The sequence below is a fragment of the uncultured Veillonella sp. genome (genome assembly GCF_963522475.1).
GTDB lineage: Bacteria > Bacillota > Negativicutes > Veillonellales > Veillonellaceae > Veillonella.
This window is the reverse complement of record NZ_CAUQYW010000006.1, coordinates 122,076-134,010: the sequence shown is the minus strand read 5'-3', so window position 1 is coordinate 134,010 and position 11,935 is coordinate 122,076. Positions and strand designations below refer to the sequence as shown.

Sequence of the window (11,935 nt, the reverse complement as noted above, 5' to 3'; positions counted from 1 at the left end):
AAGAGCCGTGAGGTTTGGAGCTGACTGGTACTAATAGATCGAGGGCTTTACTTAAATAAACATTAAGCAGACATGTGCAACAAATATATATATAACTTCTATGTGGTTTTCAGAGTACAAACTCTGACAGATTCAGTGGCGATGGCTATGAGGATCCACCTGTTCCCATCTCGAACACAGTAGTTAAGCTCATAAACGCCGAAAGTACTTGGCTGGAGACGGCCTGGGAGGATAGGAAGCTGCTGATTGACTAAAAGAAAAAGGTCTACCTAAAGGTAGGCCTTTTTCTTTTAGTTAGTCTTCGACTAGCTTATTCTACCAGAGCCGTCTCCAGCCAAAGTTGTACAAGTATTATCTATCTAGGTGTCCGTGTAAGACGGAGCTAGGAAGGGTAGGGTGTGAGGCAACAGAGGAACGTAGCGACGCATGGGGCCCACACATCACCTTCGATGAAGCCCTATGGTTTATTTTGTACATTGGCATAATGTATTATATATTGCCATGGGCGAGTGTGATAGGAAGCTGCTGATTAAGCTAAAGGCACACTTGAGGGTGTGTCTTTTTTTGTGTAAAGTTTATATAATGTATATTTTATAGATTATAAATCATTTCTTAAAGGGATTTTCTTGATAATACAAGGCATGTGTGATATTCTCATTATATGTCTAAGTGGATTGGAGTGATTAGTTTCTATGTATAAATATGGCAAGAGCTGTATTATAAAATTATTATGTATACTTGCAATATGTATTGCAGTTTTAGCGGTTTCCATTGGTGTTATGTGGGGACTGTCTTCTGATTATAAGATATATGGTGTACCAGTTCTTAATTACCATCAAGTAAATGATGAAAAACATTCTGCATTGACTCTTCATGTTGATCAGTTTAGAGAACAGATGGAATATCTGCATAATCATGGGTATAATACGATTACTTTGGATCAATTGTATGATTACCTACAAAATGGTACTGAACTACCTAGTAAACCAATTGTTATCACCTTTGATGATGGCTACGTTGATAATTACAACAATGTATTGCCTATACTAAAGGAATATAATATGAAAGCAACCTTGTTCATGATTAGTGATGCAGCTAATACGCATGGTTTTGTTTCTACAGAACAAATGCATGCAATGAAAGCTAGTGGATTTGATATTCAAGGTCATACAAATCATCATAAAATTTTAACTAAAATAGATCCAACAGAGTTACCAGATGCTCTTCTTGGTGGGAAGACCTCTTTAGAGGGGATTTTAGGTGAACATATTGATTATTTAGCATATCCCGGTGGGTTTAATGATATGCTCGTTCAATATGTAACTAAACAGTCTGGTTATAAAATTGCTTTTACAGTACAACCAGGCACAGTACATTTAGGAGATAATCTATATGCCTTAAATCGATTAGCTATATTCCAAGGGGACACACCATATTTATCGTTTTGGTTACGTTTACATTGTGCACCATTTATTCGATATACATGGGCATTACGTGATTTTTTACGCGATAATGGATGGACGACATTAGCATCTATTATTCCATTATTCTAGGAGGAATTATGTCTTACGAAGTTGTGGCAAGACCTTTACGGGTTGCTATTTTAACCGTTTCTGATACGCGTACTTTTGAAACTGATAAGGGTGGCAATAAGATACAAGAGTTTTTAGAACAGGCAGATCATATTGTGGCGGATCGTAAAATTGTTATTGATGATTACGATGAAATTAGAAATGCTATGATTCCATGGTGTAATGATACATCTATTGATGTTATCATTTCTACAGGTGGTACGGGAATTGCTAAGAGAGATGTGACAATCGAAGCGGCGAATAGCCTCTATGAGAAACATATTCCTGGATTTGGTGAAATTTTTAGATACTTATCTTATGCAGAGGATATTGGTACTAAGGCGATGGCATCTCGTGCAGAAGCGGGGGTTAATAATAACACATTAATTTTCTCAGTACCTGGATCTGTAGGTGCTGTTACATTAGCTATGAGTAAACTCATCATTCCTGAAATGGCTCATCTTGTTCGAGAAATTACAAAATAATATATTAAGACTGTCCATTTATGGGCAGTCTTTTTTGATAATAGAATTCAAAAACTGTTTCTGTAATTATAAAAGTATTCAGATTGTACCTAATTTGTGGGCTTAAAAACTATATATGTTAATTCTCAATATATAAAACAATACCATTGCAGTATTGTTTTATTTCGATTATACTAGATTTAGTAATACGTTTGTCCGAGTGCACGAGAAAGGAGACTTTATGAAGTTAAATCAGGCCACGGATTATGCATTTCGCATGGTCTTACATATGGCACTATTACCTTCGGGAACGAAGATAACAGGAGCCGTATTGGCTGAGCAAGAATTGATTCCAGAACGATTTTTGCTCAAGATTATGCGTAGTCTCATTGCAGCTGGGATTATGAAGTCCTTTCGTGGGGTAGATGGTGGGTTTTCCCTCAATCGAGACCCTCAAGAGATTTCATTACTCGATGTAATTAGAGCGGTAGAAGGGGATGCGTATTTACAACGGTGTTTATATGATGTAGGTTCTTGCTCTAAATCTTGTATGGGGCATTGTGCTATCAATGAAGCTATGGGGACGATTCAGGACCAATTAATCAATCAGTTGGAGACTGTTAACTTTAAAACTCTTGCCCAACGTGAACAGTTGATTGAGGCTGAATCATTGCCATATTTACAAGCTCAATGATACAAGATTTTGGTAAAAGCTCATCAAGTGATGTAGGTATTTTATTCTAAGGAGGAAAACACATGTTTGAAGCTGTAGATTTAGCTCGATTACAATTTGCGCTAACATCTATCTATCACTGGTTGTTTGTGCCGTTCACACTAGGCATGACAGTGACTGTAGCTATCTTAGAGTGGACATATGTGTCTACTGGTAAAGAAGTATACAAAAAAATGGCAAAATTCTGGGGCAAATTGTTCCTAATTAACTTTGCTATGGGTGTGGTAACTGGTATTGTTCAGGAATTCCATTTTGGTATGAACTGGGCAGAATATTCTCGTTTTATGGGTGACATTTTCGGTGCTCCATTGGCCCTTGAAGCATTAATGGCATTTTTCTTGGAATCTACATTCATGGGTGTATGGATCTTCGGTTGGGATCGTTTGAATAAAACTGTTCATGCCCTTGTAGCTACGTTGGTAGCATTAGGTACAAACCTATCTGCATTCTGGATTCTCGTAGCAAACTCCTTCATGCAACATCCTGTAGGTTATGTAATTCGCAATGGTCGTGCAGAAATGGATAATTTCTTAACAATTGTTCAAAACGGCTATGTACCAGGTCAATTCTTCCACATTGTGTTGAATGGTCTATTAACAGCAGGCGTAATTATTATGGCCATCAGTGCATGGCATTTATTGCGTAATAATGCGACAGACTTCTACCGTCGTTCTGCTAAATGGGGTATGGTTATTGCTCTTGTATTCGGCACTTTAGGCGCTTTGGCAGGTCATCATCAAGGTCAATACATTACTAAAGTACAACCTATGAAAATGGCTGCTATGGAAGCGTTGTGGGAAACACAAGATCCGGCGCCATTCTCTTTGGTAGCTAACATTGATACTAAAGCACAAAAAAACACTGGTGCTCTTGAAATCCCTGGTGGTTTATCCTTCTTGACTCAAAACTCCTTTACTTCTGGTAAAGTAGAAGGTATTAAAGAGCTTCAAGCTAAATCAGAGGCTCAATATGGTCCTGGTAACTATATTCCAGATGTTCCAGCAATCTTCTGGACATTCCGTATCATGGTTGCAGCAGGTTCCATTATGTTACTTGTTGCATTCGTAGGTCTTATCCTTAATGCAAAAGATAAATTAGTTGGCAATCGCACATTCCTAAAAATTATGTTCTGGACATTGCCATTGCCATTTATTGCTCATTCCACAGGTTGGTTTGTAGCAGAAGCAGGTCGTCAACCATGGCTTGTAAATGGTCTGCAATTAACTGCTGACGGTGCATCAAAAGCCGTTACCGCTCCAGAAATTATGACTACTATCATCGGATTTACAGTTGTGTACATCATAGCAGCTATTGCAGCTCTCTACCTTGCTGTAGAACACATCAAAAAAGGTCCAGATGGCAACCCATCTCACGATGTAGTTGAAAAAGAGGAGGCGAGATTATGGAATTAATTTTTAATAACCTTGAAGTGGTATGGTTTATTTTAATTACTGTACTATTCGCTGGCTTCTTCTTATTAGAAGGTTTTGACTATGGTACTGGTATTTTATTACCATTCATCGGTAAAACTGACGTTGAACGTCGTCAAATGATCAATGCCTTGGGTCCTGTTTGGGATGGTAACGAGGTATGGATGATTACTGCAGGTGGTGCATTATTTGCATCTTTCCCTCATGTATATGCTACATTGTTTAGTGGTTTCTATTTAGCGTTATTCTTAATGCTTGCGGCACTTATTATCCGTGGTGTATCTTTTGAATTCCGCTCCAAAAGCCCTAACTTAGTTTGGCGTAAAACTTTTGACTACTGTATCTTCTTTGGTTCCTTGATCCCTGCATTATTGTGGGGCGTTACAGTTGGTAACTTGATTCAAGGTACTCCAATTGATGCAAGCATGACATATGTAGGTACATTCTTTGATTTACTAAGCCCATACACAGTACTTTGTGGTATTGCATTTATCTTGGTATTCACATACCATGGTGGCTTGTTCACTTCTATCAAAACAGCTGGTGCTGTTTCCGAACGTGCTCGTGCAGCTTCTTTGGTAGTAGGTGTTCCTACAGCAATCGGTGCTTTAGTATTGGTAGCTGCCACATATGTATTTACAGATTTATTTAACTCTGTATTAGCCATTGTTTGCTTCGCATTAGCAATCGTATTCTTCCTCATTTCTTGGGGTGCAACACGTACTCGTAATACAAAATGGGGCTTTGTATTCAGCTCCTTATCTGTTATTTCTGTAACAGCTGCTTACTTTGCTGGTTTGTTCCCTCGCATCATGGTTTCTTCTTTGAACCCTGATTGGAGCTTAACAATTGCAAATGCAGGTAATTCTACTTACACATTGACGTTGATGACTTGTGTAGCCTTCATATTTGTGCCAATTATTTTGGCTTACCAAATCTGGGTATACTGGACATTCCGCCATCGTGTATCTGAAAAAGACTTACACTATTAATAAAATAGTTTATAATTTGTGTAAATTATAAATTTATGTCTCAATGTGAGGCGTGTCGTAGCGGCACGCCTCTTTTTTGTGGTAAGATGGACATAATATTGATAAATTTAGATTCATTTGATTTACCATAGGGGATACTATGATACAGCGTACCGCTTTTAAAGTGTTGCTAGAACATAAAAGTCAGCTTTTAATACTAGTTTTAACCTGTTTAGTAGAAAGTCTGTCTATTGTTGGGCAAGCTTGGTTCTTTGGAACCTTAATTAATAATTTTATATTTTCCGAGAATACCTTACATGATGAAAGGTACACCATTTTCTATTTAGGTATTGCCATTATTGTGAGATTACTAGCACACTACATGCAAGAATCTGTAGCCAACCGATTAGGTAGTGCGGTAAAAGCAACATTTAGAGAACGAGCCTTAGAGCATATGTTTAAACTTGGTGTACAACATAAGGAACGCCATGGCGATATGATACATATGCTCACTGATGGATTAGAGCAAGTAGATGCTTATGTAGCTCGTTATATTCCTCAAATTTTATATGCTATTATGATTCCTCTTATTATGGGTATTGCTATTGTAGACACATTACCTATTATTGGTATCATTCTAATTATCACCGTACCATTAATTCCATTCTTTATGATCTTAATTGGTAAGCAAGCGGATCGTCTTAATAAAGAACAGTGGGAGCGTATGAGCTTCTTATCTGGTCATTTTCTTGATGTATTGCAAGGTATTACAACATTAAAACTTTTTGGTCGTGCAAAGGATCAAATTAAGGTTATTGGTCGTTTATCTGAGGAGTTTAAAGACTCTACATTACGAGTATTGCGTGTGGCGTTTTTATCTGCTCTAGTTCTTGAGCTTGTAAGTACTATTAGTACTGCATTGATTGCGGTATACCTAGGCTTAACATTATTGGATGGTGAAATCTCATTCTTTTCAGCTTTTTTTATTTTGCTATTAGCGCCAGAGTTCTATACGCCATTTAGACAATTGGGGGCTGCATTCCATACGGGTATGGCAGGTAAGACCTCGATTTTAAAATACGAAGAGTTTATGAATCGTCAGCACTCGTTACCGGTAGGAGGTCAATATCAACTTAAAGGTGATATACAAGCAATTGAAATTAAGGATTTAACTTTTACCTATGAAGATAGTGAAAATGGTGTACAACATATTTCATTAGAGGCTAAACGTAATTCTCCAATCATGCTCGTTGGTGAAAGTGGGGCAGGGAAATCTACAATTGCCCATATTATTGGGGGATTTTTAACTGCTCCTAAAGGCACTGTTACTATAGATGGTCTTGATTTATGTGACATCGATATTGCGTGGTGGCGCCAACAAATTACCTATGTATCTCAACATCCACATATTATGAAAGGAACTTTGCGTGACGTATTATCATTTGGGATGAATGTAAGTGATGAAGAGATTATAGAAGCTTGTAAAGAGGTACAGCTAATAGAGGTGATTAATAGGCAGCAAGACGGACTTGATGCGGTTATTGGTGAAGGTGGCTTGGGCCTTAGTGGGGGCGAACGTCAACGAGTTGCCTTAGCACGTGCGTTCTTGAGAAAAGGACAAGTGTTAATTCTTGATGAGGTAACGGCACATCTTGATGTAAAAACAGAAGCTATTATAAGCAGTGCTATCAAACGTTTGATGGATAATAAAATTGTCATTATTATTGGCCATCGCCTACAAACGATGCATTGGGCTTCTACACTATACGTTTTGAAACATGGATGCATCATTCAACAAGGTTCTTATGAAGAACTTGTTACAGTAGAGGGTTATTTCAAAGATCTTGTTACTTCTGGTTTAGGTGAATTTTCTTCAGCTATGGAAGAACAATTAAAAACAGGCACGTCATTTAGCTTAGAAGATAGACAAGAGCTTGATAATTCAATTTGTATAGATAATCAAGGGGCTTACGTAATAGGTCAAGATACAATACAGACTCCTGAAGTTTCAATATCTAAGATGGGGATACAAGGATGGAAATTATTATTTGCTGTACTAAGTCCTGCAAAGTGGTCCTTAGTATTAGCTTTGATTTTTACATTCTTAACGGTATTTATGAATGTGGGGCTTTTAACAGTATCTGCATGGTTATTGGCATCAGCTGCATTGCAACCGGGTCTTACGTATTTGAGTCTTGCTATCGTTGGTGTTCGCTTCTTCGGTGTCAGTCGTGCTGTATGTCGCTATTTTGAACGGTATACATCTCATCGTATGGCATTCCAAGGCCTGTATGGTTTGCGTGTATGGTTTTATGCTCATTTAGAACCATTGGCGCCGGCTATTCTTAAACGTTTTGGTGCAGGGGATATGCTAGGCCGCATTATGGGGGATATAGAGGTACTACAATTTTTCTACTTGCGTACGTTGATTCCGCCTGCAGCAGCCATTGCTTTAACTATTTTAGTTGCCTATGGTGTATCTACGATTGATAATAGTTTGGTTGCGCCTATAGTTTTAGCAGCCTTTATATTAGGTCTAGTTTTGCCTTTAGTTGTATATGCTCATAACAAACAATCGTTGACGGCGATTGGACCTCAACAAGGGGAATATAAATCCTTATTAAGTGATACTATGGATAGTTTGGAGGATGTCATTAGCTACGGCAATGAACAGTTAGTATACGATCGTATTCAACATATGATGAGTACTGTGGATGCTAATAAAGGTATTATCGAGAGAGGCATGAACTTAGGTAATACGCTGTTCCTAGGTGGAGTTCAAATTACAGTTGTCATTGTAGCCATATTGGCAGCTAATGAGTTGACCGGAGCTTGGGCCAGTGTTATGGTAGCAGTTGCTGCTATTGGTACACAAGCTTGGTTTGAGGCCTTACAACCTATGATCGCTGCCGTTCATCATGGTGCTGAAAGTAGAGTAGCTACGAGTCGACTTATGGCACTTGCACATGAGCCAATACCTGTGGGAGAACCAAAAGAACCACAACCATTTAATGCTAATCGAGAAATTACTTTTACTAACGTATCCTTTGGGTATGAACCTGAGCGTCGTATTTATGAGCATCTTAGATTAGATATTAAACAAGGCCAATCGATTGCCATTGTTGGCGCTAGTGGATCTGGTAAGACTACATTGTTTAATATGCTTGAGCGATTATATGACTACGGCGGTTCGATTCATGTTGGCGATGTAGAGTTAAAGGATATTTCTATTGACACATGGCGTAATGCATTAGGGACGATAACACAAGATACATATATTTTCAATGCGTCCTTTGAGGATAATATTCGCCTTGCTAGACCGGATGCTTCAGCAGATGATTTAGAGTATGCTATTGATCGTGCTTCATTACGCTCCGTAACGAATCGTTTGCCAGATGGTATCTATACCGTTGTTGGTAGTGGTGGTCACGGCCTAAGTGGTGGTGAACGCCAAAGGATTGCTTTAGCTCGACTATTCTTACGAAAACCTCAAGTTGTTTTACTAGATGAGCCATTAGAAGGTTTAGACCAAGTAACGAGGAAAGCTCTGCATCGTGATTTGATGGAATATGTACAGGATAAAACATGCTTATATATTACGCATCAGTTAGAAGGGTTAGAGCAAATGGACCGTATTTTATTTATGGATAAAGGCCAAATTATAGAAGATGGAACTTATGAAGAACTAATGGCTCTTCGTGGTCGTTTCTACGAATATTGCTATCTATCTATGGCAAGTATTCAATAAAAGTAAATATCAGTTAAACTATCTATTATAAATATTAAACTATAATAGGCCGAATGTTAAACTGCAGTAATAAAGCTCCTTTTACTATGTAAAAGGGGCTTTATGTATACCTATATTTATTAGTATATGTAGTAGTCTTTTATCGATAAATCATGCAATATATGGTATAATTTGTATGTCAAAAGCTATTTTTGTTACCCTGGAGGGGTTATGACTAAGATCTTCACCAAATTACGAGCTTTGGTGGACGAAGCATTATCTGATCGTGAAACGGCGATGGATAAGGTGCCTAGTATAGAAAAAGTACCATTAGAGCAAGATTTGTTCGACCATCGTTTACTATACATAGAAGAAGACACTGTTAACCGTATGTTGCGGGCTGCTCTTCGCAATCATTGGCTCTTTTATGCTGTAACGTTTGAATTTGAGCCCAACAATCAAATATTCCTATCCATTATTACTAAATGGGGGAATGTGATCAATGTGGAATTCACCTTAGAGGATTTATGGTTTGATGATTATTCATCATCCTTTGCAATTCGTCTCGATACAAATAATATAGATACAGGTGGGTTTATTTTAAACTCTATTCTACACCTATTAGGTAACTGGTGCCTCAGTCTCTTTGGTATATTCTTCAATCCTATTGCATTAGGTGAGAAGGGGTCTACTATGCGGTTTGAGAAAAAGGGGATTATTCAGTTCGATCTATTACCAAATACACAAGTAAAAAAATTCATACCATTGCCTGAACGACATATCGGTAGTCATGGTCCTGTTCTATTGGGGAACCCTCGTACTAGTCAATCCGTTTTACAGTTAGATTATTATGCGTTCCATGATCCAGTAGATACATTCACTGTACCAGATGTACCAACCCGTACTAGCTGGCTTCGTTCTATCGACATTGCGGCCGTTCTCTTGTTGCCAATCGGCGTGTGGATTAGCTTTATTATCTTGCATCACTACTTGCCTACAGAAACTTTAGAATTCTCATTCTCTACATATTTCTTGATTTCTTTAGGGATTTTTATTATATCCTTCTTGGTTATGAATATTCCGAGATATTTGTACATGTACTTTGATTCTCGTAAACAGTGGCAAAGTGCATTTGTGCATAATAACATCAAGATACAAATGCGTAAGTTACATCGTCGAATCTTCATGCAGCAGGCTACACTTACATCTGATTGTGATGAAGATACGGCTAATGAAAGCCAAGAGCGAATTAAACATTTATTATTACAAATTCGTGATAAGCGGTTCCTTGCTAATCGACTTAAAATTGCAGATGATGATAGAATGCGTAAGCAAAAAGTTAAGTTTATTATTGCTTATATTGGTTGTACATTGATTGAGTTAATGTTACTCATGAATTATTAGGCATTGATTACTAAATAGCTGAAATAACTGAATAGTTTATAGTAAAGAAAAAACGTATCTCTTTCTAGAGATACGTTTTTTCTTTATGAAGTGGGACTTGTTATGAGTTAACGCTTTTTACGACGTTTGCGAACGGTTTTTCTAATTTCTCGTTCTGTTTCTGATTTAGGTTGTTGCATTGATTCATAAGTTGGTCTATTCACAGACATAAATGGAGGATTCCCATATTGATTTGGTTCCGGTTGTCCCGGTAAAATCCAAAAGAGGAAGCCTATGAGCCATACAAAAAGCTCAAGCAAGTAATTGAATGGTGATACAGCAGAATAGGTATTGATAAAAATGATGATTACCGACCAGAGAATTCCTGCCCATGCATTAAAGCCAATGTCATGAATACGACGGCCAAATAAAATACAGGATAATGGGAATAAAACAGCCAATAGAATCCATATAATCACTCTCGTAAACCAATATGCCGGTAATGATACAACAAAATTTAAGAATATATCATCGATGTAGTGAACGATGTGGAATAAAATCATTAAAACAATGAAGCATATGATAAATTGTAGTCGATTTAATCGTCCCGTTAGATTAAAAATCGATACCCCCATACGTCGACCTTGGAATGCGATGAGCAAACCGACGGTACATATAAGTAGTGTTCGTAATACAACATAGAGTAAATCCATAAGTTCCCCTTTATTTGTAGCTTATATTTGAGTTAATTCTGGCAAGACTAGCTCAAATGCTACACCTTGTTTCATAGATTTTACAGTATCAACTGTAGCTTGAATTGCTTTAGTAGTAAAATTCATTGCCAGCTCTGCCGCATCATAAGGTGAATATCCCCTCATTACTGCACCGGATAATACAGCAGTAAAGATATCTCCCGTTCCTGTCGCTTTCACAGGGATAAGAGGAATATCATATGTTTTTAAATAATCAGTTGGTCCATCATAGACGGCGATGACTGCATGGGTTTCCGATGGCACACTGGTCATGATAACCATATCGGGTCCCATTTGGTGTAATTTCTTGCATTGAAGGCGCAATTCATCATTGCTAATAGGATCTGTAGAGTATGGAATGTCTAATAAGAAGCAAGCTTCTGTGTAATTAGGCTTTACAATGTGAGCCTTTGAAACGAGTTGTCGCATAGCTATTACCATATCAGGTGTATAGATAGAGTAAAGGCGACCGTCATCAGCCATGGCGGGATCGACGATAATCATTTGACCATTACAGCCAAATCGATCGATAGCTTCTTCAACGAGATGAATTTGTTCTGGCGATGCTAAAAAACCACTAACAATAGCTTGGAAGTCGATTTCATTTTTATCCCAGCAATCCATAAAATCTCGCATGTGTGCAGATAAATCTACGAACTCATAGTGTGGATATTCTAAATGATTACTCAATACAGCTGTTGCCAATGGAACCGCTTGACAACGCATAGCGCTGATAATTGGAATCATAACGGTTAAGGCACAACGGCCGATGGAGCTCATATCTTGAATTGTTAAAACTCTAGGTACTGCTATCATAGACACCTCCCAAATAGTATATAATTTATTGTACGTTATATAGTGCTTTCTGTAAATGTAATGATGTTATTCATGAAATTAACTTCAT

At 37.8% G+C, this 11,935-nt stretch carries 9 protein-coding genes and 1 rRNA gene; 8 read left to right on the top strand and 2 right to left on the bottom strand.

Features of this window, described 5'->3' with window-relative positions; translation table 11 throughout:
- Window positions 1–131: 131 nt before the first annotated feature.
- The 8 genes from rrf (at window position 132) to RWP19_RS05270 (ending at window position 10,300) form a co-directional block, all read left to right on the top strand.
- Window positions 132–248, top strand: a 5S ribosomal RNA gene (gene rrf / locus RWP19_RS05305).
- Window positions 249–692: 444 nt separating this feature from the next.
- Complete coding sequence (locus RWP19_RS05300; protein WP_314356752.1) at window positions 693–1,553, top strand: polysaccharide deacetylase family protein; 861 nt, start codon at window positions 693–695, stop codon at window positions 1,551–1,553.
- An 8-nt stretch (window positions 1,554–1,561) separates the two neighbouring features.
- Window positions 1,562–2,056 (top strand): MogA/MoaB family molybdenum cofactor biosynthesis protein, encoded by a 495-nt coding sequence (locus RWP19_RS05295; protein ID WP_314356751.1) that lies wholly within the window; start codon window positions 1,562–1,564, stop codon window positions 2,054–2,056.
- 220 nt (window positions 2,057–2,276) lie between these two features.
- Window positions 2,277–2,729, top strand: a complete 453-nt coding sequence (locus RWP19_RS05290; protein WP_295259959.1) for an Rrf2 family transcriptional regulator — start codon at window positions 2,277–2,279, stop codon at window positions 2,727–2,729.
- A 62-nt stretch (window positions 2,730–2,791) separates the two neighbouring features.
- Entirely contained in the window at window positions 2,792–4,180 is a 1,389-nt protein-coding gene (locus RWP19_RS05285; protein ID WP_314356750.1) for a cytochrome ubiquinol oxidase subunit I, read from the top strand.
- On the top strand, window positions 4,171–5,190 hold the full coding sequence (gene cydB / locus RWP19_RS05280) for a cytochrome d ubiquinol oxidase subunit II (protein ID WP_314356749.1): 1,020 nt from the start codon (window positions 4,171–4,173) through the stop codon (window positions 5,188–5,190). The genes RWP19_RS05285 and cydB overlap by 10 nt, the downstream gene beginning before the upstream one ends.
- A 139-nt stretch (window positions 5,191–5,329) precedes the next feature.
- Complete coding sequence (gene cydD, locus RWP19_RS05275) at window positions 5,330–8,917, top strand: thiol reductant ABC exporter subunit CydD (RefSeq protein ID WP_314356748.1); 3,588 nt, start codon at window positions 5,330–5,332, stop codon at window positions 8,915–8,917.
- 210 nt (window positions 8,918–9,127) lie between these two features.
- Window positions 9,128–10,300, top strand: a complete 1,173-nt coding sequence (locus RWP19_RS05270; RefSeq protein WP_314356746.1) for a hypothetical protein — start codon at window positions 9,128–9,130, stop codon at window positions 10,298–10,300.
- Between the two features lie 107 nt (window positions 10,301–10,407).
- Here the strand turns inward: RWP19_RS05270 and RWP19_RS05265 are convergent, their stop codons facing one another.
- Both RWP19_RS05265 and RWP19_RS05260 read right to left on the bottom strand, forming a co-directional pair.
- Entirely contained in the window at window positions 10,408–10,992 is a 585-nt protein-coding gene (locus RWP19_RS05265; RefSeq protein WP_314356745.1) for a DUF805 domain-containing protein, read from the bottom strand.
- A gap of 21 nt (window positions 10,993–11,013) precedes the next feature.
- Window positions 11,014–11,847, bottom strand: a complete 834-nt coding sequence (locus RWP19_RS05260) for a pyridoxamine kinase (RefSeq protein WP_314356744.1) — start codon at window positions 11,845–11,847, stop codon at window positions 11,014–11,016.
- Between the last annotated feature and the right edge of the window lie 88 nt (window positions 11,848–11,935).

Coding starts and splice junctions, on each gene's coding strand:
- RWP19_RS05300 (WP_314356752.1), top strand. CDS start 693: ATGTATAAATATGGCAAGAGCTGTATTATAAAATTATTATGTATACTT.
- RWP19_RS05295 (WP_314356751.1), top strand. CDS start 1,562: ATGTCTTACGAAGTTGTGGCAAGACCTTTACGGGTTGCTATTTTAACC.
- RWP19_RS05290 (WP_295259959.1), top strand. CDS start 2,277: ATGAAGTTAAATCAGGCCACGGATTATGCATTTCGCATGGTCTTACAT.
- RWP19_RS05285 (WP_314356750.1), top strand. CDS start 2,792: ATGTTTGAAGCTGTAGATTTAGCTCGATTACAATTTGCGCTAACATCT.
- cydB (WP_314356749.1), top strand. CDS start 4,171: ATGGAATTAATTTTTAATAACCTTGAAGTGGTATGGTTTATTTTAATT.
- cydD (WP_314356748.1), top strand. CDS start 5,330: ATGATACAGCGTACCGCTTTTAAAGTGTTGCTAGAACATAAAAGTCAG.
- RWP19_RS05270 (WP_314356746.1), top strand. CDS start 9,128: ATGACTAAGATCTTCACCAAATTACGAGCTTTGGTGGACGAAGCATTA.
- RWP19_RS05265 (WP_314356745.1), bottom strand. CDS start 10,992: ATGGATTTACTCTATGTTGTATTACGAACACTACTTATATGTACCGTC.
- RWP19_RS05260 (WP_314356744.1), bottom strand. CDS start 11,847: ATGATAGCAGTACCTAGAGTTTTAACAATTCAAGATATGAGCTCCATC.